This window comes from Acidobacteriota bacterium, from assembly GCA_016713675.1.
GTDB lineage: Bacteria > Acidobacteriota > Blastocatellia > Pyrinomonadales > Pyrinomonadaceae > OLB17.
The window spans coordinates 2,142,075-2,166,485 of sequence record JADJOS010000001.1; the positions used below are offsets into that span (position 1 = coordinate 2,142,075).

Below are 24,411 nucleotides of genomic sequence, written 5' to 3' on the forward strand. Positions count from 1 at the left end.
ACGGAGATCACGTTTCGTGCCTTTTGTTTTTTGGCGAGCGTCGCCCGCCGCGGTCGTTTGACATCAGATACAGAGTTTTGACCTTTATTCAGGAAAGGCGTTGCTTTTGGTAATGGTCCAGATGTCGGGAATCGGCTCGTTGTACGAGATGCTTTTGGTGAAGACCAATTTCGAGCCATTGTGATCCGCGAAAGACGGAATATCGCTCACTTTCCCGGCAACATTAAGAAAGCCCGAGACACGGTTTTTGCCGTTGTCATTGATGAAATAGCTGCTTTCGATGGCGATACTGTCACCTTCAAGTATCAGCGATCCTTCGGCTTGGGTGGCAGAACGAATGATCCAAACTCCTGTTCCATTGTCTCGATTAGGCGATCTCGTCGTAAATATCGCACCTGTCTGATCGACAAACTTTTCAAATGCACGCAAATGCTCGGTCCAACCACAGGCATCGAGATAACCAGCGTTAGGGTACATATTCCTTAAATGGATACGGTCGCCAACAACGAGTGTCTCGCCGACACTCTTTCCGTTCGCTGAGACGATTTGCCAACTTCCTGAACCGCTGTCACGGTTTGGTTCGATGTGGGTGGACACGAACATCGTCTCGGTCGGAACTTGTCTAAACTCCGGTTTACTCCAAACAGATCCCCAAGCGTCGAGGTACGAACCATCGTTCGGATAGCGGTTTTGCAGGTTGACGATCGAACCGATCTTTACGACGTTTTGATGGGATGCTGCTGCGACCAAAGACCGCCGATCCGGAGCTTTGGTCGACGGAGCAGTCGCCACGCTTCGGTAAACGCCATATCCGCTGACCGCCAATACGGCGAATACAAGGCCGATCATCGTTGCTGCAAATACGGGCGAGAAACGACGGGTTGGAGTTGGCGTCTGCGAGATCGTCTCTTCGCTGCGGAAATAGCGAACAGTTTGTTCCTCGACGATCAGTAAGTCGTTTTGGTCGGCTTCCGTGACCTCGGGCGTAAAGCGATAGCCAACCTTTGGCACGGTTTCGATCAATTGTTTGCCGCTGCCGTCGGTCTCGAGCAACTTCCTGAGCCACGAAACATTTCGAGCTAACGTAGTCTCTTCGACAAATGTATCGGGCCAGACGGCGTCGAGGATCTCATTTTTCTTCGTTACTCGGCCGGCATTCACGACGAAAAAAAGTAGCAGGTCAAACTGCTTTGGAACAAGCTGCACAGCCTCGTCCTCTCGCCACAACCGACGCTCCGCTGCGTCAAGGCGAAACCCACCAAATTGGTAGAGTTCGTTTACTCTTTGAAAATTGCCGCCAGCCATAATTCCTGATTTTCGTTGGTATTTAATCACAATCCGCAAAAAATCCAAAATAAATCCAAAAAAAATCCAGACATTTTTTTCCATAGATCATAAATTCGTCCTCATCGCCGACAAACGGATCTGTTTTCGATAAGACGCAAGTATGGAAATCAAACGGAATTTTGAAGAACTGACTATCACCAAGCGGAGATTCGTCATTCGTCAGACGCCTACGGGTGAGCAGACAACTTGTGCGGAATGCGGAGAAGCGATGTTGGCGATCGCCCAAGCCGCCGTTTTGTTGGGCATCAAACAAAGTCGAATTTTCCAGGTCGTCGAAACGGGCGCGGCACATTCTACCGAAGCGGAATCGGGAGCATTGATGATCTGTTTGCCGTCGCTGGCAATAGCTTTAGAGCCCGCGGAATGAATTGAAGAGTGACAATGGAGAAAAATAAAATGAAAAAAGTCGTGTTCTTAACGATGGTGTTTGGTTTGATGATGGTCTTCAGCGGTAGCATTTCAGCTCACGAAAGACCCGGGAAGGTTGACGATAATTGTGCAGGTGTCACGCCTAAAAAGGGGGATAGAATTAGTTTCAGGCTTTGGAGTACAACGGGGGAAAGCGACTGTGGATCGTGGTGCCCAGACCATATGCACTCTTACAATTGACGTTGGTCGCGATTTTAGAGAACGTTGGAAAGCGAGATATCGTGATGTTAATTACTATGACGCTACTGTTACTCTGGTCAATGATTTCAACAAACCTTTCCAAAAGGGTTATCTAGTGAAATGGCAACCGACACCGGATGCAGATTTTTATCATTTTACGACGGCGGATGGGAAGACGGAAGCTTGCAGTCTAATAGCAAAACTTGATGACCCGAAACGCACACCACGATAGGGTCACACTCGCGGTGTAAAATTAAGTCTTAGCACCTGTGGGCTTTGGCTCGATCTAAAGGCCTCCTTCATGAGAACGCGATCGGGGTGTTTGTGGACCTGGTCGGAATTCAGAAATTAAGTGTCAATAAGAAAGAAACATGAAGAAAACAAAATTACTTTCGATCATCGCCGTAATTCTAGTCTCGATATTTTTTAATCAATCGACGAATGCGGAAAGTGTCGAAGCATTCGGATCGAATTTTGCAAGTTGCAGGGTTTCGAAGAGCAATGCCAAGTTTTTCGTTTCGGCAACCGAAAAGACCATTAGGCTTAAGAAAGGCACAGCACTCTCGTGGACGATCCCCGAAATGCACCAGGGCCTGATCGTGGTCAAAGCCAAGGTCGGCACAAAATGGATCAAAGGCGAGATATTGATGGATGACACAACTTGTAGGTGACATCTATCAGTGTCGCAGCCGCAATTAACATGTAACCAAAAAAAGAACTAAGGAGAACTAATAATGAAGAAGAGAATTTCGATAACCGCATCGGTCGCCTTGGCTATGTTATTCGGTACTGCCCTTTTGCCGCAAACGACATCAGCAAGCCCGAGCTTAACATCAACGCCGCTATTTCAAGATAACTGCGTTGTAACAGGTAATGATGATCGGCCGCTTCGCGTCCGATCAACTCCGGGCGGCAGAGTAATAGGTAGTTTGAAGATCGGAACACAGATATTGGCCTACAACGTGGTCCAAGATAGCTATGGAAATGATTGGACCAGAATCAAATATAGAAGAGGTTTTGGTTATGTTTCTACTCAGTTTATCAGTTGCGGCTAGGCAGGCGACTTCCGGTGCCGGTTGAGGTTAGATGGGCACCGATCGAATCAAACGAACAATTACTGCCAATACGAATTAATCTTCAACGCTTAACGGCGGCGTCTAGTTAGCGGAGACTATTTATGTTTTGTCCAGAATGTGGAACTCAGAATCCTGACACTGCAAAGTTTTGTGTCAGTTGCGGCCTCCAAACACCTTTAGCCGGGGGGGCACGGCCTCAGCCGGCGCCAGTACGCTCAGGATCCAAAGGACTAGTGATCGGCGGCGGTTTATTGGCTCTGCTGGTGATTGGCGGATTAGTAGCATTCATATTTTTGAGAGGTTCAAACTCAGCAAACAATGAGGCGGCACCGACTCCGCGAGTTAAGAATGCTTCGAATTCGTCAACTGCCGTATCGCCAGCGACGCCGACGGTAAGTAGTGTGCCTAGTGCGAGTAGTCCGGCCGCCGCCGCTCCGACCTCGACACCAGATGTCACAGTTGCAGCAACTACGCCGCCGCCTGCGCCAAAACCGACAAAGAAGCCCGTAAACTGCAACAAGAAATGCGACCAGGTATTCGACAGATGTATGGCTGAATATCGGCAATTTGACGACCAGGAGATGATCTGCGGCGGCAAGCGGGATAGCTGTTTAAGCAAATGTTCTTAGTTTAAAAAGATCAATTTTGCGTAGTTTCGCTCTCTATCGGGCGAATAGAAAAATGGGTGAGAGTGGGAAGCGACTTTTGCCATCGGTCACAAAGTGAATATGTTTAGATCAAAGTTCAAACAAAGAACAGGCACTATAGCCAAATTGCTTTTGGTTGCTGCGTTATTGGCGGGCCTTTCGGGCTGTCGCGAGCTTTCAGTCTTTTTCGATCCCGGCAAGGACGCCCCGAAAAAGCAGCTCAAGGTCGTAAAGCGCGACAAGCCAAATCTCGAGTCCGATCCGGGCGAGCGGCCGGTCGATCCGGATTCAGCCGACTTGGTCGAGGCGACTGAAGAGGAAGCGGTCGAAGATGGAGTGTTGGCTCAGCAGACTGCGTCGGCGGCGGATGTTGGCTCGGGCGATGAGAACGAGTTGATCGCTGAGATCGAGAGAAAGGCGAAAGCGATCGTCGGGCGTTGGGAAACGACGACCGTAACGGACGATTACGTCGCATTCGAATTCGGACAGCCTAAGGCCGAAGGCGAGACGTTTGTCGGCACCTATACTTTCTTCGTCAACGATAGGCAGGAGGCGCCGGCGAAATACGTCGTTTCTCGCGAAGACGCGATCAAGTTTTTCTCGGGCGGCGTCGAGAACAAAACGCTGCAAGTCACGGTCTCGGCAGACGGGCAATCGCTAACCTTCCTCGGCAACAAGGGAATCACATCGAAGATGGTGCGTGCCGGTTCGCGTCCAAAACCGCAACCTACGCCTGCCCCGAAACCAGAAGTTCCAAACGAAAATCTGCCGCAGCCCAGGGCGACTCCGCCGCGGATCGAGCAGCGTGAGCAGTAGTAGAGATCAGAGAATTGAGGAGAAACGAAAAATGAAAACGAACGACAAAAATGTTATGCGAAATTTCCTGCTTTCGCTGTTTGCATTCGCAATAGTATTGCCGCTTACCGGCTGCCCGGGCGAGAAGAAACAACGTGCTTCGCGGTCGGATCCGGCGTCAGACACGATGACCGAAGAAAACTCGAAGGATGTTGTTGTGCTTCAGAACAATCCGGCTGGCAATTCCACCGGCGGGGCCGGCGGCACCGGCAAAATCGTCCAATCCGTTCGAAGGAACCTGGGACGTAAATTCCAGCGGAAGCTTCTTTAACTGGACGTTCGGGTACGCTACAAAAAAAGACCAAAAGTTTGAAGGGAAGATAACCGACGCTTCGAGCGCGGTCATTGGCGACTACGTTGTTCTGCCGAACAAAACTATCGAATTGAAAGTTTATGCAGCAAGCATCAACGCCATCGTTGCGTACAAGGTCTCAAACGGCGGCAATCAGATAGAGATGGACGACGGTCCTACTAAGGTCACGATGACCAAGGGCAAGACCAACACCACCATTCAGAACGATGGCAATATTCTCGCATCGCGTACTTGGACAAACATCGCCAATCCAGGCCATCAATTTCAGTTCACGTCGGTAAGAAAATCCAGTTCGGGATGGAACGGTGCGTACAATGAGATCCACCCCGGTGGTCGAATCGATAGCGGAACCTTTTCGCTAACGCCCGGAAAGTTGACTTTAACCGTGTCGGGAAATGTTGATGTGTTCACATACAAGCTGCGCCTCGGCAATTCGGTGCTTGATGTGACCGATTCTTCGGGCAACACGAATACATTCCAATAATGAAAAGGCCAAATATGAACTTCAAACGAAAAACCAAGAGTATTCTGATCACATTTCTTCTGCTCGGCGGCGTCATCACGTCGACTGGGTGCCAGGCCGCCTCGGACCTGTTCAATCCGGATACGTACAACTTCTACAACACGGAGCCTTGGGAACGGAACAAGAAGAAGACAGCGAAACCGAAGACGTTGAAGGATCAAATGTAGATGTTGTGTCAGCCGATCTGAACAAACTTGACAAGAATTACGAAAGACTATGATCTGTCCAAATTGTAAAGTACCAAACCTAGGAGCCAATAGGTTCTGCGCTGAATGTGGAAGTAAAATGCCGGACCCTGGTGCTGGAACTCTGGCGTCAGAGAACCCGACTTTGTATTACCCAAGTCAGTCGCGGCCGCCACATCAGCCGCCGCCTGAACAACAGCAACCGGTGCAGCCGCAGTATCAGCAGCAAGCGGTTCCGCCGCCGCAGCAACAGGTGCCGCCGCCACAACAGCAGATGCCGCCTCCACAAGGGCAAATGCCGCCGCAGCAACAGGTTCCGCCGCCACAGCAGCAGCAGTATTATCAGCAGCAACCTTCGCAGCCGCAATATCCCCAACAGCCGGTTCCTGCCGCCGATGTGCCGAAGAAGAAATCAAAAGCGTTGCGTTGGGCAATGGTGATCATTTTGGTTCCGCTTGTGCTGTTTGGCGGAGCCTTGATTGCGATGAATTTCTTGGTCATTAAGCAAGCGAACCGTTCGTACACGCTCGGCGACAGACATAAAGGCGAAGAGAAAAAGGTCGTCGAACTCGATCCGCAGAACGGCAAGCTCTTTGTAAATAACTCGGACAGTGACAAAGCTCAGTTGTGGCAGATCACGCCTGACTCGGGCGTCGAAGACTCGTATCGATTCGTCAATCGCGAGACCGGCGACGCTGAATCGCTCGAGGTCATTGACGACAAGGTCGATTTCAACGTCGGTATAAACGAATCGGCAGAAGACGACGGCCAGCTTTGGGCGATCACGAACATCGAGGGCGACAACTTTCAGATAACCAACAACTGGCTCGGCGACTCGAAAGCACTTATCGCATTTCAAGGAAACCCTACGATTCCTCCGAATGCGCGATTCGGGCAACAAAGAAGGACAGCTCTGGAAGCGGATCGCGGCGAAAGGCGGCGGTTATTACATCGTCAATAAGCGTTATGGCGATGGATTTGCACTCGACGCGGTTTACCAAGGTGAGTTTATCGACAAGATGAAGATGGGCAAAGCAGGGAAATTCGGCAACCAGATCTGGCTGATGAAGCCCGCCGGCAAAAACCTCTTCACGCTCACTACGAAATTGCACGAAGCCGATAAGAAGAATCGATCATTGGACGTTGATGGAGCAAAGAAAGAATTCGTAAAAATGGCGCAGACGGGCAATTTTTCGGGTCAGAAATGGAAGATGATCCCTGTCGCAGGTGAATATTTCAGGCTCACGACTGAGTTTCTTGGCGACGGAAAATCGCTCGAGGCAGTTACTTTCTTTAAGTACTACATCGAAATGCGAAAAGCATCGACCGAGGACAAAGGTCAATATTGGGTAATCGACAGGACTAACTAACAACGCTACAGGAGAAATCCCATGAATCGCACGCAATGATGAGACGCAGCTCATTCCGCACTACTGACAGAAAGGCACGAAACCCCGTCTCGTGCCTTTTGTGTGTTTTGTGGGTAAACTCTTCTTATGAAAGCGATCGTTGTGCGTGAATTTGGTGATCCTGAGGTGATGAAGGTCGAGGAAGTCGCCGTTCCTGCGCGGACGGGCTCACAGGTGCTGATAAAGATCGAGGCGGCGGGCGTTAATCCTGTCGATACCTATCTACGCACCGGAATTCACGCTCATGCTCCGAAATTGCCATATACGCCGGGCAAGGATGCTGCCGGCGTTGTGGAAGCGGTCGGCGACGGCGTGACTAAATGGGAAGTGGGTGATCGCGTGTACACTGCCGATTCGCTAACCGGAACGTATGCGGCATATTCGCTTTGCGAAGAATCACAAATTGGGCGGTTGCCGGACAATGTGACCTTTGAGCAGGGGGCTGGCGTTTGGACTCCATATGCGACGAGCTATCGAGCGCTTTTTCAGAAGGCAGCGGCTAAGTCCGGTGAGACGGTATTGATACACGGAGCATCGGGCGGCGTGGGCCTTGCGGCGGTGCAATGGGCTAAGAGTGCGGGGTTAACGGTTATCGGTACGGCTAGTTCTGACGCTGGACGCGAGCTCGCGGCTCAGAATGGTGCGGATCATGTTTTCGATCACACTGATGAATCTCATTACGATTCGATCAATGAAGTTACGGGCGGCAAAGGCGTCGATATAATTGTCGAGATGCTGGCGAACGTGAATCTTGAAAACGATTTCCGCGTCCTCGCGATGTTTGGGCGGATCGTCGTCGTTGGGAATCGCGGTAGTATCGAGTTCACGCCGCGGCTCGCGATGACCAAGGACGCTACGATCTATGGAATGTCGCTGTTCAATTCGATGCAGGATGAACGAGACGATATCCATGCGGCGATCTTCGACGGCTTGAGCACCGGCTCATTGGATCCATTTATTCGCGAGGCAATTTCACTCTCTGACGCCCCTCGTTCGCATCGCGAAGTGATGGCGAGCAAAGCTCTAGGTAAGATCATCTTGATCCCATAAACCTCTCGATAAACATTCTCAATAAATATTCAGTGACATCGAAAATGAATCCTTTCGGTTATTTGCGTCGAAGCATCAGTTGCTAGGCGACAATTGCGGCAGAATTGTATTGACTTTTCACCGAGTTGAGAAATATCATTCACGGAGAAATCTTTTCTGAAAATTTGAGCCCGGTTGCGGGTTTGTGGATGTACTGGAGCGTTGGAAATCAGCGGATAGTGCAATTTGATGTATTTAACGTATTGAGGGGAGAAAATGAATAAGAAACTGAATTTATCGATATTGATCGCGGTCGCGGTGCTGGCATTTTCAGGAGCCGCTCGAGCCGAGACTTTCTTCGCGTATCTTAATGGTGCCCAAGAGAATCCTGCGGTCGCCACTTCTGCGACCGGCTATGCCCGGGTCTTTCTAAATGAATCGACGCTGACGATCAATTACACGGTGGTCTATAACGGGCTCTCGGCTGCCCAAAATGCCGGACATATTCATTCCGCAGCACTAGGCGTAAACGGGCCAGTGGCTATTGCTTTCCCGGTGGTCGGCGGCACGTCGGGCACCATAACCGGGACCTCTGCAATAACGGCACCCCAGATCGCGACGCTTAGAGCTAACGGAATGTACGTCAATATCCACACATCAGCGTTTCCCGGCGGCGAGATCCGCGGCCAACTCGGCAAGAAGCGGCCGGTCGATTTTGACGGCGACGGACGCCAGGATTTCAGCGTACTTCGATTTCCGGCGGCGGGCAGCCCGAGACCGATAACATTTTGGAATTATAACAGCACGACCGGAACACAGATCTTTGGCACGTGGGGCAACTCCCAGACCGATTATCCTGCACCGGGAGATTACGATGGGGATGGGAGAGATGATTTTGCCCTGTTTCGGGCAAACGCTATCGGAGCACAGAGCGAGTTTTGGATAATAAAATCATCTGATTTTACCGTAAGATATTTTGCCTGGGGTATTGGAGGAGATATTGTATGTGCCCGAGATTTTGACGGTGACGGCATTACCGACCCGGCGGTATTCAGACGGGGTGCATCGGCTGGAGCTCCATCAACATGGTATATACGCCGCAGTTCTAATGGAACCGTACAGACCGAGTTGTTTGGTACGACCGGTGGGACTGCCAACGATCAGGATTTCCCGATCCCGGGCGATTATGACGGTGACGGTAAATATGATGTGGCAGTATATCGTGCCGGTGCATTGACGCCGACGAATAGTTTTATCGTCAAACGAAGTTCGGACGGAGGCATAACATATCGACAGTTTGGCAATTTCGTGTCCGATTATATTTTGCCCGGCGACTATGACGGTGACGGGAAGTTTGACTACGCTGTCGCCCGCACCGGTGCAACGTCCACGACCCCAATGTTTTGGTGGATATTGCAGAGCGGAACGGGAACCGTTCGTGTTCAACCATGGGGAATCACGTCCGACTTTCCGGTACAGGGCGACTACGATGGTGATGCCCGAACGGACGTCGCGGTTTTCCGTCAGGGTGCAGCAGCCGGTGCAGCGAGTCATTTTTGGGTTTTGGGGAGTTTTAGCAATTCGACCCAAGTAACGCAGTGGGGAGTGAATCCGGACTTTCCAATTGCAAGGTTCGACTCGCGCTAATTTGTTTGAAATTCAGGCGTGGTCCCGGCGATCTGGTTGCCGGGACCATTTTTATGCGGTCTTGAACTCTTCGAGTGCCTCAAATACCTGCAAGGCATATTTCACATTTCCGAATGGAGCTGAGACCTGTACGCCCTGAATGTCATTGCGGACCGCAAGCAGCGATTCACGTGCTATCGCAATACCTTCGTCGCGGGCAGCCTCCTTGCTGACGTCTGACGCAATACGCATGCGTTCGAGAATCTCCGGAGTGACCTCGACGCCGGGGACCTCGTTATGGAGAAACTCGGCGTTGCGAAAACTCACCAGCGGCCAGATACCGGCAATGATCGGTATGCGGACATGTTCGATCATGCCGAGAAAACGCTTGAGTTGTTCAGTGTCAAATACCGGCTGTGTGATCGCGTATTCGGCACCAGCCTCGACTTTCCATTCGAAGCGTTTGATCTCTTCGTCCATATTCACGGCACCAGGATTTACGCCAACGCCTATCGAAAAAGCAGTCGGCTTGCCGATCGGATTGTTGCCGAGATCGAGGCCGTGGTTGAGTTTATTGACCATGTTGGTGAGGCCGATAGCGTCAATATCAAATACAGCGGTCGCATCAGGATACGGGCCCATCTTCGGAGGATCTCCGGTGATGAGGAGCAAATTGTGCAGACCCAGAGCAGCGGCACCAAGAAGGTCCGACATCATGCCGAGCAGGTTGCGGTCGCGACAGCAGTAATGAAGTACGGCCTCGATACCGATCTCTCGTTCGACCAAAACCGCGGTCGCCTGAGCAGACATGCGCGTCTGGGCTCGCGGCCCGTCTGGAATATTTACGCCGTCGACACCCTTTTCTTTCAATAATCGGATCGAATCGAGGGTCTTCTGAGCGTCACAGCCTTTAGGCGGCAAAACTTCGACCGACGTGACAAATTCGCCTCGAGCGATCTTTGCGGACCATCGCGACCGATCAAGCGGATCGACCACCTGCACGTCCTCGGGCTTTAGTTCCCAGACCGTTACGGGTGCGCTCTTTATGACCGAGCTTGCCGACACCCGCGGACTGATCGAGCGAATGCCGTCGGCGATCAATTTAATATGCGTTGGCGTTGTGCCGCAGCATCCACCGACAAATTTTGCTCCGACCTGAACGAATCGGCGTGAAAATTCGGCCATGTATTCGGGCGAACCCATGTAAAATTGCCGGCCCTGTACATCACGCGGCAGTCCGGCATTTGGCTGTGCAGAAAGCGGTTTTGCCGTTACCGAACGCATCTTTTCAAGTGCGTTAAGCAAATGGTTCGGGCCCATACCGCAATTAAGCCCGATTACATCGACACCGAGTTCGTCGAGTTTTTGGGTAAAGTGTTCCGGTGTGTCGCCGTATATGGTCTTTCCGTCCATTTGGATCGTCATTTGAGCGACGATCGGCAGGTCACTGACCTCGCGGACAGCCCGGATCGCCTGCTCGATCAATGGCAGTTCGGAAAACGTTTCGAGTATGAATAGATCCACGCCGCCCTCGAGCAATGCCTCGGCCTGCTCCTTGAACATCTCCTTCGCCTCGTCAAATGATGTCGGCCCGAAAGGTTCGACACGAAGCCCCAACGGCCCGATCGCACCTGCTACGTAAGCTTTGTCGCCGGCTGCCTCGCGGGCGAGGTTGGCGGCAGCAATATTGATCTCGCGTAATTTACTCTCGAGGCCGTAAGGCTGGAGTTTGTGGCGGGTCGCTCCGAACGAGTTGGTCTCGATGATGTCGGCACCCGCGGCGACGTACTCTTCGTGCACCTCGCGAACGAGATCGGGAGCCGTGATATTTAGTTCGTCATAGCTGCGATTAATGTAAACACCTTTGTCGTAGAGGCGTGTTCCCATCGCACCGTCAAAAACGTAAACGCCTTCAGAATCGAGCAGATCGCGAAAATTCTTCATATGATCGAAACCTAAAACAAAAAGTCCCGCCAAAACAGCGAGACTTTTCGAAATCGATTTGTCCACAAGCTGTTTAGCGTATTATTTTACGTGGCCGCAAGTCGCATAACTCACCACGGGTGTAAAGACGATAATGTCGCTTTTAGTGAAAGCTGTCAAGTATCAGCCGGGCAGCTACTCACCAGACTTCTTCATCTTGCCGAAAAATGAATAGCCGGCTTTGGGACCTGCTACCTGGAGCCGCCAATGGGTAAAATCTTCGGCGTTATCGCAATTGTTCCCGCGGCCCTGAAAAATCAGCGTGTATTTGGTCGGCCGGACGATGCCGCTCTTAAAAACTCCGCTCCCGGTGCCGACGGTCCCCTCGAAGACGAATTCCTTATAAACGACCGGATCACCGTCATCTTTATCGTGAATGTCGATCTTTTTAGCGGTCATCTTCGCGGGCCGCGGTAGATTAATGGTCCCGGTCTTGCCGGCGGCCGACTTGATCGTGATCTTCCAAGTGTTGTTCGTAAATGCGTCAACAAGGCTTAGGTTTTCCCAACCGAGATCGCCGATCCCTTTGATATCTTCCTCGCCTTCGGTCATGAATAGCTCCACGCCCGATTCCATTCGCATGTCCTTCAATAGGCCCACGGTATATGCATCAGGAGTGCTGGTATACACCAAATATTGTCCGCGATCAGCGCAGCACGCGCAGGCGAACGAGACGGTCGAAGCCGCTAGCAATACAGCGACCGAAAAAAGTGCCATCAACGATTTCTTCATGTTCATATTTGTTTAAAAACTTTCACGTTCAATGATGCTCATGCTGCCAACTGAGTTTGCCGCGATCATTTTCGCTGACAGTGGCGGCAAAAGAAGGTCGAACGACCACCTTGTTTTATCCTAACTATCGGCCTTTTGCAATCTATACAAGGATCTTTCTCACGATCATACACCAACCAGCCTCGTTCCGCTGCACCGTCAAAATAACCGCCGTCGATATCCCGCGGATCGACCGGCTTGCGAAGTGAATGTTCGATAGCCTCACTCAAAACAGCCCTGATGCTTTCGTGCAATCTCGCGGCCTTGACTGCCGAGACCTTATCAGCCGCGGTGCGGGATCGATACGTGCGGCGAACATTGCTTCGGATGCGTAGATGTTGCCGAGGCCGCAAACCTTCGTTTGATCGAGGAGAAATTCCTTCAGTGTTCGTTTTGTTGTTTTAAGTGCTGAACGAAGATATGCAATCGTGAAATCGCCGGAGAACGGCTCGGGTGCGAGTTTAGCCAGTTCCCTCGCGTCAAAGAGAGTAGCGGTCTCGACCACTTTCATTAGTCCGAAATGCCGCTGGTCGTCGAACACCAATCGAGTGTCATCCGCAAAGTGAAAGACGGCATGTGAACTTGGGATCCTCGACCTCAGCCGTCAGAAGCGAAAACCGGCCGCTCATTCGCAAGTGTACGATCAGCGTTCTGTCGCTGCTGAGATCGAACAAGATGTGTTTGCCTCGGCGATGAATGAAATTGATCGACGCCGAGCGGAGAAACGCGGCGAACTGATCGGGCGTAATGTCGGGCGCCAGACGTTCGCGGAGAAGGCGTGCCGAAATGATGGTGCTGCCTCGGACCAACGAATTCAGCGAACGCGATACGTGTTCGACCTCGGGTAGTTCGGGCATACTTTAGACCCTTGTGTAATCGGTCAATGACGTTTTGTCGCCGAGGACTGTACCGGCAGTCACAATGGCATTTCTCCCAATGTGACAACTGCGGCCAACGATAGCATTATTGATCTCGGCGGCGGTCGCGATCCGTGTATGTGCCCAAACGACCGAGTTTTCGACCACAGCTTTCTCTTCGATATGTACACCGGGCCCGATCACCGAATTTGTAACACGGGCGTTCGGCTTGATCACGCATCCCTCGCCGATAACAGAATTTGGATCGACAATGGCCGCCGTCGCAATATCCGAAGTTCCGGAACGGTCGATATCAAAACCCTTTATCGTGCCGTCAAGAAATTCATGGTGTGCATCTAAATAGCTGGAAGGTGTGCCGATATCCCGCCAATATTCGCCGTTCATAACATAGGCATAGAACGGCGTCTTCTGTTCAAGGATCTTCGGGAAGATCTCGTACTCGAACGAATGGTTCTCACCGATCTTGATCAGATCAAGGATCGTCGGCTCGAGGATGTAAATACCTGCGTTAATTGTATTTACATCGAGTCCAGCGAGGTCTTCGGCTTTCGGCTTTTCAAGAAAACGAACGATTTCGCCGTTATCGCCAGTTTGAACCAGGCCGTATCGGCTTGGGTCGTCGACCGGAGAGAGAACAAGAGTTGCTTCGGAACCTTTTGAGCGATGAAAGTCGAGCACCGTTGCAATGTCAATATCTGTCAGGATGTCGCCGTTCAATACGACGGTCGTTTCACGAATTGCGTCGGCCGCAAAACGGTAGGCTCCTCCGGTGCCGAGAGGATTTGGTTCGGTGATAAATCTCAAATTGACGCCAAAATCAGATCCGTCACCGAGAACAAGCTCGATCTTGTCCGGTTGGTAACTCAGCGACAGCGTAATGTCCGTTATGCCGGCGCGACGCAATATCTCGATCTGGTACAGCAGAAATGCACGGTTCATCACCGGAACGATCGGTTTTGGGGTGTAGACGGTCAGCGGCCTCAGGCGTGTGCCTTTTCCGCCGGCTAGTATGACAGCTTGCATAAACTCCGTTGGCCGTTTGCGGCTAAAGATACAGACTATGTAAACGAAACTGAAAAATCAAAGCCGACGAATTTGAAAGTCTGCGATGCTATGTTAAATAATGTTTAATTTTGTTGACATTAGCGTTGTCGGAATGCTAGATTTAATTGCACAGGTTTATCTGTGTTTTGCCTGTTATACCCCATTCTTTGACCGTTAGGCATGATGTTCGATCTGCCGTTAGTGCCGGTTTAAATCTAAAATGAGCTTCGATAAATCAAAGGCGATGAGAAACGCTGAGCGCTACGTCGCCCAAGGCAAAATACGAGCAGCGATAGCGGAATATCGCGCAGTTGTTGATAACGATCCGCGGGATGTCGCGACGCTTAATATGCTGGGCGATCTCCACACAAAGAATTCGGAAAAACGCGAAGCGATAGATTGTTATATGAAGGTAGCCGAGCATTACAACACTCAGGGCTTTGCTCAGAAGGCGATCGCAATATACAACAAGATCTCACGCCTCCAACCCGATTCGATCGAGGTTTCGACCAAGCTCGCGGAGCTTTACACCATCAAGGGCTCTCTGAACGAGGCTCGAGCGCATTACACTACACTGGCCGAACATTATGAAAAGCACGGCCGGAGACTCGAAGCCCTTGCGATGTGGAAACAAATCGCTCTGCTTGATCCGAATAACACGGAAGTATGTTTAAGCCTGGCCGAATCATATCTTCGCGAAGGTCAGCGGGACGACGCAGCCGAGGCATTTGCCGAAGCCGGTGCTCGCCTCGTACGAAAAGGCAGTCACGAAGAGGCGATACGGGCAATGATGAAAGGCCATGACATAAGGCCGAACGACCTGCGAATACTGTCAGGCTTAGTGAATGCTCATTCTGCGATCGGCCGCGTCGGAAAGGCAGTAAGCCTGCTCGAGGAGATACTCGAAAACGAGCCGTACAACCGTGATGTGCTCTATTTGCTGATCGATTGCCACATTGATTCGAATAACGCCTCCGGGGCGGAAAAAGCCGTCATCAAACTCGTCGAGCTCGAACCGGCGAATTACCCAAAACTCCTAGACCTGATCCGAATATATCTGAATACGAACGACCTCGATTCGGCCGCGCGTATTCTCTCGATGAGCAGTGAATATCTGCTTGCTGCCGGGCAGGGTGATGAATGCAAACGATGGATCAACGAGATCCTCGACCGTGATGCCTTTCATGTCGCTGCCCTCAGATTGCTTGTCCGATACGCTTCATGGGTGAAAGAGGAAGAATCCTTCCGAATTGCGCTTGACCGCCTGGCAAAGGCCGCAAACCGTTCCGCTGAAGTCGAGGATGAACGATTCGCTCTTGCCCATTTGGTCGTCATTAGGCCGTTTGAGACCGCATATAGTGACCGGCTTTCAGAGATCAACGAGCAATATGGTTTCACTGATCAGATCGTCGATGAAGAATTGTTAAAAGCGCAATTCGTTGATGATTCTGTGGTTACCGAGGTCGTTGTACCTGACGAAATTGGCGATATTGATCAGGTTGCCAGCGACAACGGTGAATCCGCAAATGAACCGAGGGACGCGGAGGCTAAAACAACCGAGGTTGAAGGCGACGCCAACGTCGAAGATCTGCCGATGGCCGCCGAGGGCAAATTACAGAAGGAACTCGACAGCATTACTTTCTACATCGAGAACGATTATGCCGAACTCGCCGAGAAGGCCCTGAAAGAGCTCGAAAACCAATTTGGCAAACGCCGTGAAATAGATCAACTTCGCACCAGGCTAACGGCCGACTCGGATATTCCAGCATTGGTCGAGGCCAGATCGCTCGGTATAGAGGAAATAAGGTCCGAATTTGGGCTCGAAGAAAACGATCTTCCCACCGATGACGACTTCGAAACGCATTATCACACCGCTATTGCATATCAGGAGATGGGATTAACAGAGCAGGCGATCGCCGAATTTCAAGACGCCATTGGTCTCGTCAGTCCATCAGACGGCACACGCAGATTCTTCCAATGTGCCAATTTACTCGGTCATTGCTTCATGCAGAATTCAATGGCGAACCATGCTGTTACATGGTTTAACCGGGCACTCGAAACTGCCGAATTGAAAGATGACGAAAAGCAGGGTCTATGGTACGAACTCGCTATGGCATACGAAGCGGAAGGAGCGATCGAGAGTGCTGCTCTGTATTTTGAACAAATATATGCTGAAAATGTAGATTTTCGCGATGTGGCGGTTCGCGTCAAGAACATGCTGGTCACTCACTAGGGTTTGCCGCTCCGACCCGATAGTCTATAATCTGACGGTATGGTGGAACGCCTGACCGTCATTTTTTTTATTATCCTCTGCTTTCTGCTGGGCTTCTACCTGATCCTCGCGCCTTGGGACACGCTCTTTGGGCCGTGGGCTGACAATTATCTACTCGCGTTCGTATCCACAAAGACCGGGTTGCCGTCGATCCAGAAAGCTGTTGCTTCGACTTGGTTCCGAGGTGCTGTAACCGGGCTTGGGGTGCTCAATTTGCTCATCGCCTTTTGGGAGATCGCTCACTTTAATCAAAGTGTGCGAATGCTTCAGATCGACGAGAAGAAAGAAGCGAAGTGACACTTTCTTCGAATCGTCCGCTCGTGTATATGATCACGTCCGGTGTTGCGACGGACGATAACATTCAAATCACAAGGCTTGAGATAAACGCCGCCGTTAAATGCGCTGTCGACGCAGGCGTCTCCCTCATCCAAATTCGCGAAAAAAATATTTCCGCGCGAAACCTTTATGAGCTTACTCTGGAGTTGGTCGAGATCGTATCTGGAAGCGATGCACGGCTGCTTGTGAATGACCGTGCCGATATTGCGGCAGCGGCCGGAGCTGACGGCGTGCATTTGACATCGAGATCGCTAACCGCAGAGGTCGTACGTGCGTCATTCGGAGCGGGATTCGTGGTCGGGGTTTCTGCACACTTAGCCGAAGACGTTGTTTCCGCAGCGGCGGCCGGCGCCGACTTTGCAGTGTTGGGGCCAATATTTGCGACACCTAATAAGCCGCACCCGATAGGGGTTGGCGAGTTGAGCAAGATCGTTCATGCCGCAGGTTCTTTGCCCGTGCTCGCACTCGGCGGCATCGATGCGTCTAATTTTAGAAGCGTCGTCGACGCCGGAGCCGCCGGCTTTGCGGCGATTCGATCGCTGAATGATCCAAGATCGCTTTCAGATATAATGAAAAAGGTTGGAATGAAATAACTATGTCCAATACGCCAAGAGTTTGCCTCACCATCGCCGGCCTCGACCCGTCGGGCGGAGCGGGCGTCATTGCAGATATCAAAACATTTCGAGCGTTTGGTTGTTTTCCGGCGGCAGCAGTAACGTCGCTGACCTTCCAGAATACAGTTGGAGTGTACGGTGCTGAACATCAAACAGCGGCGACACTCCGCGGCCAGGTTCAGCCGATCATTGACGATTACAACATCGATGCAGTGAAAACCGGCATGCTTCCGACACTTGAGGTTATCGCTGAAGCTGTACATCTGATCACGACATCCGGAATGAAGAACATCGTGGTTGATCCGGTCGTTCGTTCGACCTCAGGGTTTGATCTGATCAGAGATGAGGCTTTGCGGGCTTTGATCGCCGGCCTGTTTCCGATCGCCGACCTGATCACACCCAACATCCCTGAGGCCGAGAGGATCTCAGAAATGGTTATCAAGTCAGAATCCGATATTCGCGCGGCGGCTCGGAAGATGCAGTCGGCAGGAGCGAGGAATGTGCTGATCAAGGGCGGCCACCGTTTCGAAAGCACGATCAATGAGGAAACAGGCGGAAACGGAGCAAGGCTTGCGATCGACCACCTTTTTTTGGGTGAAAGGCATGAGGTGCTGGTGGCGGAATTCATCGAAACCACCGCAACACATGGCACCGGCTGCACTTTGTCGGCGGCGATCGCGGCGAATTTGGCTTTGGGTTTTGAACTGATCGAATCGGTGAGAAAGGCAAAACAATTCGTAACCGAAGCTATTCGTACGTCACCGAATATTGGCAAAGGAAATTCCCCGATAAATATCTGAGCTATCGAGCAGGTGTGAATATAGAGGGCGACTGGTAAGTTACGCCGAATATAATGCCGGAACGCGGACTATATCTCGTAAGTCCAAAAGCCGCTGCGGCGTCAAAACGTAATCCCGACGCCCTGATCTGTGTGCCGACGCGAAATTGTCCGACGCTTTCCGTTCCGATCGGAGCTCCATTATTACGAGTGTTTTGCCGTCCGTTGATCTCGCTCACGATATTTATTCGGTCATTGACGCGGTAGATCCCGGCGACGCCATAGAGTATCACGTCATTTTGCGTGAAGGCGTCAAGCGGAGCAGTCATCAACCCGAGCCCTATATTGCCAAACAAATTGAACTTAGCGGTGCGGTTGAGAACACTGCCGAATTTCTTCTGAATAATCACCTTGCTGAAAATGTTTATCTGATTAGTTCCGATTCCGCGAGCCTGATCAGAATTCGGCATTTGGAATCCAAATTTCAAGCCGATCGCCGGGAGATTCTTGGTCTCGCTTCTTAGTTTGATCTTCGCTGAGACAATTAGATCGTCAAAGTCATTGGTCGAATTGCCGGTCAACGACAACGGAATTGGCGAAGGTGTTTGCGAATTGATCGCCACAAAATTCTGCAATACTCCCTCGATCTGCATCTCGACGTTTGGTGCCAACCCGGTACGGATGCGAATATCGCCGACGCGCGTCAGGTCTCCTTTAATGCCGGAAAGGGGGAACTTGGCATTCTGCAGAAAATCGACTCCTGCTCCGATCTCGATCGATCCGGCCGGCGTAATATCGATATCGTCGGTAAGCAGCGGACGCTGTTGAGCTTGCGTCATACCGCAGACCGCAGTCATTAGGAGTATCAGTATGTAGGGGCGGAACATTGGTGCAATTCTGACACCTATTTCTTCATTTGTAAATACATATCAGTCTCACGTTTAGAACTTCAGATTTGGACTTTGCCAACGAAAGTTGACACAATAATCCATTGTTGTGGCGAGCGAAGACGTTGACTCCGAAACCGAATTCACCCATATGGAAGTAGTCAATTTTCAAAAAGATTCAAGTGAGAGCGGCTTGCGGCTGGTGCCTGAGCCAGGCGAAGTTACCGAACTTCCGGCAGTTGAAAAGCAGTTTGTCAACTTTATGTTCTTTCGGGTCAGTCCCGAATGGCGAAAGCTAAACGGGGATACTAAACTGGTCTTTAAGAGCGAATTTCAGAGTGTATTTGAGAAGTTTCGCAAAGATTTTTTACTCTATAGTTATTCGCTTGTCGGGTTTGATTCGAAAGCAGATCTGATGTTTTGGCGGATCGGAACATCGCTCGATCTGATCCAGGAAATGACTGCAGATCTTTACCGGACAAATCTCGGAAGCTATCTGGAAATGACTGACAATTATCTTTCGACAACGAAAAGGATGATGTTCGTCGATGGCGAGGCGGCTGATAGAACGAGGGTCCATGCCGGTGCGGCCAAGTATCATTTTGTTTATCCGTGCGCGAAGCATAAGGACTGGCTCGATATGCCTGCGGCGGAACGCGAAGCGATGATAGAAGAGAATTTTATGGTCGGAAAGAAATTTCCGAATATTCGGATCCACATGACACATGCGTTCGGGTTTAGCGACCAGGAATATCTCATATCGTTCGAAACTGATGAGCCGCGTGATTTTTTGGCTCTGGCCGAGGAACTAAGGCAGACGGCCGCGAGCCGGTACACCGTAAGAGGAATGCCTGTTTATACTTGTCGCCAGCGGCCCCTGATGGAATGCCTCGACGCACTCGGATGATCGCACGAAAGTTCATCATCAGCGGCGAGGTTCAAGGTGTAGGATACAGATTCTTCGCCCAACGTGCGGCGGCCAGACATCAGATCAGAGGTTATATAAAGAACCTCCCCGACGGACGTGTCGAGGCTCTGATCGAAGGCCGGGAATCGGCGGTAAATGCGTTTCGCTTAGATCTTGCTGCCGGCCCTACACATTCGCGGGTCGGTGAGATCGAGGAATTGGTATTGGAACCGAGTGGTCTGTACTCGGCGTTTAGGATAGAGAGATAAAGAACAATTAAATGGAAAACCTGAGAAAACTCATTCGCGAAGTGCCCGATTTTCCGAAACCGGGCATTAACTTTTACGACATTACGACATTGCTCAAAGATCCGGAGGGCCTCGAAGGAACGATCGATGCATTGACCGAGGCATGCCGCGGAATGGATATCGATACCATCATCGGCGTCGAGTCTCGCGGGTTCATTTTCGCCACGCCGCTTGCCTATCAGCTCGGAACAGGCTTTATTCCGGTCCGTAAGCCCAAAAAGCTGCCGGCTGAAAAGGTTGCGGTATCGTATGACCTTGAGTACGGCCAGGACACGCTCGAAATGCACAAGGACGCAGTCGGCGAAGGCCATCGAGTATTGATCGTCGACGATCTGCTCGCCACGGGCGGCACCGCTCGTGCTGTTTGCGATCTTGTCGAAAGCGTCGGCGGTACCGTAGCAGGATTGCTGTTTGTTGTGGAACTGAATTTCCTCGGCGGACGTGCTAAATTTGACGGCTATGACGTCAGATCGCTAATAAAATACGATTCGTGAGACTAGAGACGAGAGATGTTATCCAATCTCTTGTCTCCGTTGCTCCCGATCTTTTTTTCTGGTCCCGTAGCTCAGTTGGATAGAGCGTCCGCCTCCTAAGTGGAAGGTCGCTGGTTCGAATCCAGCCGGGATCACCAATTCAGGGGAACTCCCATTCCCGAACATCTTTCGCCGAAATAAATTGTCAAATATCAATCGCAACCGTGGGACAGCGTCTTCGGTGGTTGGTTTGTACCTCGCTGATAACAGGCAAGTTACAGCATTAAAGCGAGATCTTTGTCCCGGGCTGTCCCGGGTCTGTCCCGCACCGTTGTGGGAAAGATAACTCTAATAAAAAGAATAGTTACAGCCATTTTCATAGCTTGTCCCGCTAATTTTCAAAAATACGTAAGACCGTGTCTTACAGGCAGCGTTGCATCTATAATACATCGTATCACAAATCGCGAGACGTTTTCAAGCATTTTTGCGGTTACCGACAATCACTTGAGGAAGCTCAAAACTCAATATCGTCGATTTTTTGGAAGTGAGAAGCGAATCAACCTTTCTATAGAGTGAACGGAAGCAAAGCGTGTAAAAGCACAGTGGCAAACATTTTCTCACGGTGACACGGCTCGAAGTCTATTCACAAATCTCCAAATCAAACCTTCAGCCGCATTGTTTGCTAGACAATGCGGTTTTTTTCTTTCCCCGCGAAATTCACAAAAGAAACAAAAATAAATCCGTTGGTTTCGTGACTTTCGTGATTTTCGTGGGCAATATTGTCTTATGCAGAAAGTCCTGACAGCCGATCAAATGCGCACCGTCGATCGTCTGACGACCGAGAGGTACGGTATTCCGTCGATCGTTCTGATGGAAAATGCCGCCCATGCCGTCGCACGCGTCATTACCGACAAACTCGGCGGTTCGGTACGGGACAGGCGAATTGTCTTCTTCTGCGGTCCCGGGAATAATGGCGGAGACGGAGCTGCATTGGCGAGGATCTTGTGGACCCAGGGAGCGAACTGCTTCGTTAGTCTCCTTGGAACTGTCTCTGAAACAAAGGGCGACGCACGGATCAATTTCGAGGCTCTCAAGAAGTTTAGTGATCCCGAAAGAACGAACGGCCCAAATGAGAATTGTCTGTTTCTTTCTGAAGGCAGTGATCTATCAGGCCTCGACGAGATCCATCAGAATGACGATGTTGTGGTTGATGCATTGTTCGGAACGGGACTTTCGCGACCTATAACTGGGGCTGTCGGAAACTTTATTGAACGTGTCACCCGACAACGGAATCGTTTCAAGCAGTTGTTCGTGTCTATCGACATTCCATCGGGCCTCGATTCGGACAAAGCAGAGATCATCGGGCCGGTTTTTCCGGCCGACTGCACAGTCACCTTTACGGCGCCAAAGGCCGCGAACGTAATATTGCCTACCGCACGGAATAATGGCGAGTTAACTGTTGCGAACATAGGGTCGCCGCCCGAATTGATCGAAGATCAAACTTCACAGCTTTTCTCGCGGAGCAGGATGACGCTGCAAGATGGTTGAGAAACACACGCTTTACTAATGATTCCTACAAGAATAAACGCGGTCACGCTCTCGTGATCGCCGGTTCTGAGAGTTATTCTGGTGCGGCGGTTTTGGCGGGGAATGCGGCCGTTAGGTCGGGTGTCGGGTTGGTGACGTTGGCGGTTCCCGCGGAGATTCGGAGCGAGGTTGCGGCGAGGGCTTTGCCTGATCTGATCGTTCGGCCGTTCGAGGATGGCGGTGAAATTGACTTCGCCGCTGATGCGATTTTGATCGGCTGCGGCCTCGATGCGAATAACACCGCTAACGAGGCGATGTTCCGTAAGATCGTGGAGGAGCGAACGACACCGGTTATTGTCGATGCTGGAGCGTTATGGTACTCGAATCCTGAGCGAGGAGAGAACCACCCCGTCGGCGAAACGCCGCCACCCCTCCTTGGTAAGGAGGGGAGCCAGAGAGAACTGATCCTAACGCCGCACGAGGGCGAGTTTCTACGACTTTTGGGGACGGACGACAAAATTGCTATCAACGACCGTGTTGCTGCTGTTCGCCAATATGCCGTTGCTAACAACGTGATCCTTGTTCTCAAAGGCGAGCGGGTTTTGATCGGTGCACCGGACGGGCGTGTTGTTGTTAATCCGACGGGGAATTCGGGGCTTGGTAAGGCAGGGAACGGCGATACACTCGCCGGCATTCTCGCGGGCTTTGTCGCTCAAGCCGCAGGGATGAATATAGATATATTTGAAACCGTCGTCGCGGCCGTTTATGTCGCAGGAACTGCGGGCGATATTGCCGAAAAGAAATACGGCAAACGCGTGATGACGGCATCGGATGTTCGGGAATGCTTGACCGAAGCCTTTGATGGGTTGGCTGGAAATTAGAACAGTATGGACAGGATGTGCAGGATGAATGAAGAGGATGTTCGCTGGTCATCCTGTATATTATGTTAATTTTGTGATGGACGAGAAGAAAATAATCTCGAAAAGCTCCGACGACACATTTGTCGTAGGCGAGCGGCTCGGAGCGTCGCTCGCGGGCGGCGATCTCATCTTGTTGTGTGGCGGTCTTGGTGCAGGTAAGACGCTTTTAACGAAGGGCATTTTGAATGCTTTGGACTATGATATCGACGAGGTCACAAGTCCGAGTTTTACGCTGGTCAATCTGTATAAGACTGAACGCGTGGACGTGTATCATATCGATCTCTGGCGTTTGGAGGGCAAGATAGACGCCGCAGCCGCCGTCGGACTTGACGAGATATTGGAAGATGGAAATGCCGTGACAATCATCGAATGGGCGGACCGGCTTAGAAGATCTTCGTTTTCAAATCCGGTCATTCGTGTCAATATCGAAGGCGACGGTGATGAGCCGCGTGTCATCACCATCGAGCGATAGACTCTAATGAAACCGACCAGGATCATACTTATTCTCGCTGTTCTGACATCATCGCTTATGTCGCAAACACAAATTTCAAATCTGAGATCTCAAATTTCAGATATCAAAGATCCGCTGATCGTGGTCAAAAAATCAAAGCGGACGTTGGAGCTGTTTGACGGCACGCGACTCGTAAAAAAATACAAGATGGTCCTGGGTTTTGCACCGACCGGCGACAAAGAGGTCGAGGGCGACGGGCGGACGCCTGAGGGCGAGTTTTATGTGTTCACCAAGAATGCTGAGAGCCGTTTTCATCTCTCGCTCGGCATTAGCTATCCGGCTCCGGACGATGCGAAACGCGGGCTTGCAAAGAGTTTGATAACCGCCGAAGAAGCGGAGGCGATACAAAAGGCCATCGCGGAGAAAGGAATGCCGCTGCAAAAGACTGCGCTGGGCGGAGAAATCTACATTCACGGCGGCGGAATTGATAACGACTGGACCGACGGCTGCGTCGCTCTAAAAGATGAAGAGATCACCGAATTGTTCAATGCGGTGCCGGTCGGAACTAAGGTGCGTATTTTGCAGTAGCGATCCGCCCAAAAATGTAACATCGATTTTCTTTGTCATCGCTTGCGGCTGTTTT

31 protein-coding genes, 1 tRNA gene and 1 riboswitch are annotated in these 24,411 nt (G+C 51.1%); of the genes, 24 read left to right on the top strand and 8 right to left on the bottom strand.

The genetic code is table 11. The features are described from left to right. Positions 1–84: 84 nt before the first annotated feature. Positions 85–1,305, bottom strand: coding sequence for a transcriptional regulator (locus IPK01_09785; GenBank protein ID MBK7933772.1), 1,221 nt, complete (start codon positions 1,303–1,305; stop codon positions 85–87). Positions 1,306–1,447: 142 nt separating this feature from the next. On the opposite strand from IPK01_09785, the gene IPK01_09790 reads away from it, so the two are divergent. The 12 genes from IPK01_09790 to IPK01_09845 all read left to right on the top strand — a co-directional run bounded on the left by IPK01_09790 (position 1,448) and on the right by IPK01_09845 (position 9,640). Continuing rightward, positions 1,448–1,714: a hypothetical protein gene (locus IPK01_09790; protein ID MBK7933773.1), complete on the top strand. Its 267-nt coding sequence runs from the start codon at positions 1,448–1,450 to the stop codon at positions 1,712–1,714. A gap of 613 nt (positions 1,715–2,327) precedes the next feature. Further along, complete coding sequence (locus tag IPK01_09795; GenBank protein MBK7933774.1) at positions 2,328–2,627, top strand: hypothetical protein; 300 nt, start codon at positions 2,328–2,330, stop codon at positions 2,625–2,627. A 63-nt stretch (positions 2,628–2,690) separates the two neighbouring features. Next, positions 2,691–3,011: a hypothetical protein gene (locus tag IPK01_09800; protein ID MBK7933775.1), complete on the top strand. Its 321-nt coding sequence runs from the start codon at positions 2,691–2,693 to the stop codon at positions 3,009–3,011. Positions 3,012–3,133: 122 nt separating this feature from the next. Further along, a complete protein-coding gene (locus IPK01_09805) occupies positions 3,134–3,661 on the top strand; it encodes a zinc ribbon domain-containing protein (GenBank protein MBK7933776.1) in 528 nt (175 codons plus the stop codon). Between the two features lie 99 nt (positions 3,662–3,760). Continuing rightward, on the top strand, positions 3,761–4,495 hold the full coding sequence (locus IPK01_09810) for a hypothetical protein (protein MBK7933777.1): 735 nt from the start codon (positions 3,761–3,763) through the stop codon (positions 4,493–4,495). Between the two features lie 31 nt (positions 4,496–4,526). Then, positions 4,527–4,805 carry a hypothetical protein gene (locus IPK01_09815; GenBank protein ID MBK7933778.1) on the top strand — a complete coding sequence of 93 codons (279 nt, stop codon included), beginning with the start codon at positions 4,527–4,529 and terminating at the stop codon, positions 4,803–4,805. A 112-nt stretch (positions 4,806–4,917) separates the two neighbouring features. Next, a complete protein-coding gene (locus IPK01_09820) occupies positions 4,918–5,331 on the top strand; it encodes a hypothetical protein (GenBank protein MBK7933779.1) in 414 nt (137 codons plus the stop codon). After that, the gene (locus IPK01_09825) at positions 5,331–5,537 is read left to right on the top strand and encodes a hypothetical protein (protein ID MBK7933780.1); all 207 of its coding nucleotides are present in this window, start codon (positions 5,331–5,333) and stop codon (positions 5,535–5,537) included. The genes IPK01_09820 and IPK01_09825 overlap by 1 nt, the downstream gene beginning before the upstream one ends. A 118-nt stretch (positions 5,538–5,655) precedes the next feature. Next, positions 5,656–6,516 carry an RICIN domain-containing protein gene (locus tag IPK01_09830; protein ID MBK7933781.1) on the top strand — a complete coding sequence of 287 codons (861 nt, stop codon included), beginning with the start codon at positions 5,656–5,658 and terminating at the stop codon, positions 6,514–6,516. After that, positions 6,437–6,925, top strand: a complete 489-nt coding sequence (locus IPK01_09835) for an RICIN domain-containing protein (protein MBK7933782.1) — start codon at positions 6,437–6,439, stop codon at positions 6,923–6,925. The genes IPK01_09830 and IPK01_09835 overlap by 80 nt, the downstream gene beginning before the upstream one ends. A 126-nt stretch (positions 6,926–7,051) precedes the next feature. After that, the gene (locus IPK01_09840) at positions 7,052–8,014 is read left to right on the top strand and encodes an NADPH:quinone reductase (GenBank protein MBK7933783.1); all 963 of its coding nucleotides are present in this window, start codon (positions 7,052–7,054) and stop codon (positions 8,012–8,014) included. Between the two features lie 255 nt (positions 8,015–8,269). After that, positions 8,270–9,640 (top strand): CHRD domain-containing protein, encoded by a 1,371-nt coding sequence (locus IPK01_09845; GenBank protein ID MBK7933784.1) that lies wholly within the window; start codon positions 8,270–8,272, stop codon positions 9,638–9,640. 51 nt (positions 9,641–9,691) lie between these two features. Here IPK01_09845 and IPK01_09850 read toward each other — a convergent pair whose 3' ends face one another. The 6 genes from IPK01_09850 to IPK01_09875 all read right to left on the bottom strand — a co-directional run bounded on the left by IPK01_09850 (position 9,692) and on the right by IPK01_09875 (position 14,274). Then, the gene (locus tag IPK01_09850) at positions 9,692–11,563 is read right to left on the bottom strand and encodes a bifunctional homocysteine S-methyltransferase/methylenetetrahydrofolate reductase (GenBank protein ID MBK7933785.1); all 1,872 of its coding nucleotides are present in this window, start codon (positions 11,561–11,563) and stop codon (positions 9,692–9,694) included. A gap of 52 nt (positions 11,564–11,615) precedes the next feature. Further along, positions 11,616–11,690: riboswitch (SAM riboswitch) on the bottom strand. A gap of 47 nt (positions 11,691–11,737) precedes the next feature. Further along, positions 11,738–12,340 (bottom strand): hypothetical protein, encoded by a 603-nt coding sequence (locus IPK01_09855; GenBank protein MBK7933786.1) that lies wholly within the window; start codon positions 12,338–12,340, stop codon positions 11,738–11,740. A gap of 59 nt (positions 12,341–12,399) precedes the next feature. Continuing rightward, a complete protein-coding gene (locus tag IPK01_09860) occupies positions 12,400–12,603 on the bottom strand; it encodes a hypothetical protein (protein ID MBK7933787.1) in 204 nt (67 codons plus the stop codon). Next, positions 12,600–12,917: a hypothetical protein gene (locus IPK01_09865; protein ID MBK7933788.1), complete on the bottom strand. Its 318-nt coding sequence runs from the start codon at positions 12,915–12,917 to the stop codon at positions 12,600–12,602. Before IPK01_09865 ends, IPK01_09860 begins: the two co-directional genes overlap by 4 nt. Before the next feature lie 7 nt (positions 12,918–12,924). Next, a complete protein-coding gene (locus IPK01_09870; protein ID MBK7933789.1) occupies positions 12,925–13,230 on the bottom strand; it encodes a hypothetical protein in 306 nt (101 codons plus the stop codon). Between the two features lie 3 nt (positions 13,231–13,233). Further along, positions 13,234–14,274, bottom strand: a complete 1,041-nt coding sequence (locus IPK01_09875; protein ID MBK7933790.1) for an NDP-sugar synthase — start codon at positions 14,272–14,274, stop codon at positions 13,234–13,236. 241 nt (positions 14,275–14,515) lie between these two features. On the opposite strand from IPK01_09875, the gene IPK01_09880 reads away from it, so the two are divergent. From IPK01_09880 to thiD, 4 genes are read left to right on the top strand one after another with little or no spacing between them, the layout of a single operon-like run. After that, positions 14,516–16,528: a tetratricopeptide repeat protein gene (locus IPK01_09880; protein ID MBK7933791.1), complete on the top strand. Its 2,013-nt coding sequence runs from the start codon at positions 14,516–14,518 to the stop codon at positions 16,526–16,528. A 39-nt stretch (positions 16,529–16,567) separates the two neighbouring features. After that, positions 16,568–16,864 (top strand): hypothetical protein, encoded by a 297-nt coding sequence (locus IPK01_09885; protein ID MBK7933792.1) that lies wholly within the window; start codon positions 16,568–16,570, stop codon positions 16,862–16,864. Then, positions 16,861–17,496: a thiamine phosphate synthase gene (locus IPK01_09890; protein ID MBK7933793.1), complete on the top strand. Its 636-nt coding sequence runs from the start codon at positions 16,861–16,863 to the stop codon at positions 17,494–17,496. Before IPK01_09885 ends, IPK01_09890 begins: the two co-directional genes overlap by 4 nt. Before the next feature lie 2 nt (positions 17,497–17,498). Next, on the top strand, positions 17,499–18,317 hold the full coding sequence (gene thiD, locus IPK01_09895) for a bifunctional hydroxymethylpyrimidine kinase/phosphomethylpyrimidine kinase (protein ID MBK7933794.1): 819 nt from the start codon (positions 17,499–17,501) through the stop codon (positions 18,315–18,317). A gap of 1 nt (position 18,318) precedes the next feature. Here the strand turns inward: thiD and IPK01_09900 are convergent, their stop codons facing one another. Next, entirely contained in the window at positions 18,319–19,182 is an 864-nt protein-coding gene (locus IPK01_09900; GenBank protein ID MBK7933795.1) for a hypothetical protein, read from the bottom strand. A 151-nt stretch (positions 19,183–19,333) separates the two neighbouring features. On the opposite strand from IPK01_09900, the gene IPK01_09905 reads away from it, so the two are divergent. The 8 genes from IPK01_09905 to IPK01_09940 all read left to right on the top strand — a co-directional run bounded on the left by IPK01_09905 (position 19,334) and on the right by IPK01_09940 (position 24,356). Then, positions 19,334–20,089, top strand: coding sequence for a chlorite dismutase family protein (locus tag IPK01_09905; protein ID MBK7933796.1), 756 nt, complete (start codon positions 19,334–19,336; stop codon positions 20,087–20,089). After that, the gene (locus IPK01_09910; protein ID MBK7933797.1) at positions 20,068–20,358 is read left to right on the top strand and encodes an acylphosphatase; all 291 of its coding nucleotides are present in this window, start codon (positions 20,068–20,070) and stop codon (positions 20,356–20,358) included. The genes IPK01_09905 and IPK01_09910 overlap by 22 nt, the downstream gene beginning before the upstream one ends. An 11-nt stretch (positions 20,359–20,369) precedes the next feature. After that, on the top strand, positions 20,370–20,891 hold the full coding sequence (locus IPK01_09915) for an adenine phosphoribosyltransferase (protein ID MBK7933798.1): 522 nt from the start codon (positions 20,370–20,372) through the stop codon (positions 20,889–20,891). A gap of 60 nt (positions 20,892–20,951) precedes the next feature. Then, positions 20,952–21,028, top strand: a tRNA-Arg gene (locus IPK01_09920). Between the two features lie 628 nt (positions 21,029–21,656). Further along, complete coding sequence (locus IPK01_09925) at positions 21,657–22,418, top strand: NAD(P)H-hydrate epimerase (GenBank protein MBK7933799.1); 762 nt, start codon at positions 21,657–21,659, stop codon at positions 22,416–22,418. Further along, the gene (locus IPK01_09930) at positions 22,415–23,278 is read left to right on the top strand and encodes an NAD(P)H-hydrate dehydratase (protein ID MBK7933800.1); all 864 of its coding nucleotides are present in this window, start codon (positions 22,415–22,417) and stop codon (positions 23,276–23,278) included. Before IPK01_09925 ends, IPK01_09930 begins: the two co-directional genes overlap by 4 nt. 76 nt (positions 23,279–23,354) lie before the next feature. Next, positions 23,355–23,789: a tRNA (adenosine(37)-N6)-threonylcarbamoyltransferase complex ATPase subunit type 1 TsaE gene (tsaE, locus tag IPK01_09935; protein ID MBK7933801.1), complete on the top strand. Its 435-nt coding sequence runs from the start codon at positions 23,355–23,357 to the stop codon at positions 23,787–23,789. A 6-nt stretch (positions 23,790–23,795) separates the two neighbouring features. After that, positions 23,796–24,356 (top strand): L,D-transpeptidase family protein, encoded by a 561-nt coding sequence (locus tag IPK01_09940; GenBank protein ID MBK7933802.1) that lies wholly within the window; start codon positions 23,796–23,798, stop codon positions 24,354–24,356. The last annotated feature ends 55 nt before the right edge of the window (positions 24,357–24,411 follow it).

Bases quoted from the DNA above. Each gene is read 5' to 3' on its own strand.
- IPK01_09835 (MBK7933782.1), top strand. From the start codon at position 6,437: ATGCGCGATTCGGGCAACAAAGAAGGACAGCTCTGGAAGCGGATCGCG.
- IPK01_09840 (MBK7933783.1), top strand. From the start codon at position 7,052: ATGAAAGCGATCGTTGTGCGTGAATTTGGTGATCCTGAGGTGATGAAG.
- tsaE (MBK7933801.1), top strand. From the start codon at position 23,355: ATGGACGAGAAGAAAATAATCTCGAAAAGCTCCGACGACACATTTGTC.
- IPK01_09795 (MBK7933774.1), top strand. From the start codon at position 2,328: ATGAAGAAAACAAAATTACTTTCGATCATCGCCGTAATTCTAGTCTCG.
- IPK01_09885 (MBK7933792.1), top strand. From the start codon at position 16,568: ATGGTGGAACGCCTGACCGTCATTTTTTTTATTATCCTCTGCTTTCTG.
- IPK01_09825 (MBK7933780.1), top strand. From the start codon at position 5,331: ATGAAAAGGCCAAATATGAACTTCAAACGAAAAACCAAGAGTATTCTG.
- thiD (MBK7933794.1), top strand. From the start codon at position 17,499: ATGTCCAATACGCCAAGAGTTTGCCTCACCATCGCCGGCCTCGACCCG.
- IPK01_09785 (MBK7933772.1), bottom strand. From the start codon at position 1,305: ATGGCTGGCGGCAATTTTCAAAGAGTAAACGAACTCTACCAATTTGGT.
- IPK01_09910 (MBK7933797.1), top strand. From the start codon at position 20,068: ATGCCTCGACGCACTCGGATGATCGCACGAAAGTTCATCATCAGCGGC.
- IPK01_09940 (MBK7933802.1), top strand. From the start codon at position 23,796: ATGAAACCGACCAGGATCATACTTATTCTCGCTGTTCTGACATCATCG.
- IPK01_09830 (MBK7933781.1), top strand. From the start codon at position 5,656: ATGCCGGACCCTGGTGCTGGAACTCTGGCGTCAGAGAACCCGACTTTG.
- IPK01_09875 (MBK7933790.1), bottom strand. From the start codon at position 14,274: ATGCAAGCTGTCATACTAGCCGGCGGAAAAGGCACACGCCTGAGGCCG.
- IPK01_09870 (MBK7933789.1), bottom strand. From the start codon at position 13,230: ATGCCCGAACTACCCGAGGTCGAACACGTATCGCGTTCGCTGAATTCG.
- IPK01_09805 (MBK7933776.1), top strand. From the start codon at position 3,134: ATGTTTTGTCCAGAATGTGGAACTCAGAATCCTGACACTGCAAAGTTT.
- IPK01_09800 (MBK7933775.1), top strand. From the start codon at position 2,691: ATGAAGAAGAGAATTTCGATAACCGCATCGGTCGCCTTGGCTATGTTA.
- IPK01_09810 (MBK7933777.1), top strand. From the start codon at position 3,761: ATGTTTAGATCAAAGTTCAAACAAAGAACAGGCACTATAGCCAAATTG.
- IPK01_09815 (MBK7933778.1), top strand. From the start codon at position 4,527: ATGAAAACGAACGACAAAAATGTTATGCGAAATTTCCTGCTTTCGCTG.
- IPK01_09905 (MBK7933796.1), top strand. From the start codon at position 19,334: ATGGAAGTAGTCAATTTTCAAAAAGATTCAAGTGAGAGCGGCTTGCGG.
- IPK01_09850 (MBK7933785.1), bottom strand. From the start codon at position 11,563: ATGAAGAATTTTCGCGATCTGCTCGATTCTGAAGGCGTTTACGTTTTT.
- IPK01_09915 (MBK7933798.1), top strand. From the start codon at position 20,370: ATGGAAAACCTGAGAAAACTCATTCGCGAAGTGCCCGATTTTCCGAAA.
- IPK01_09900 (MBK7933795.1), bottom strand. From the start codon at position 19,182: ATGTTCCGCCCCTACATACTGATACTCCTAATGACTGCGGTCTGCGGT.
- IPK01_09925 (MBK7933799.1), top strand. From the start codon at position 21,657: ATGCAGAAAGTCCTGACAGCCGATCAAATGCGCACCGTCGATCGTCTG.
- IPK01_09880 (MBK7933791.1), top strand. From the start codon at position 14,516: ATGAGCTTCGATAAATCAAAGGCGATGAGAAACGCTGAGCGCTACGTC.
- IPK01_09845 (MBK7933784.1), top strand. From the start codon at position 8,270: ATGAATAAGAAACTGAATTTATCGATATTGATCGCGGTCGCGGTGCTG.
- IPK01_09790 (MBK7933773.1), top strand. From the start codon at position 1,448: ATGGAAATCAAACGGAATTTTGAAGAACTGACTATCACCAAGCGGAGA.
- IPK01_09855 (MBK7933786.1), bottom strand. From the start codon at position 12,340: ATGAACATGAAGAAATCGTTGATGGCACTTTTTTCGGTCGCTGTATTG.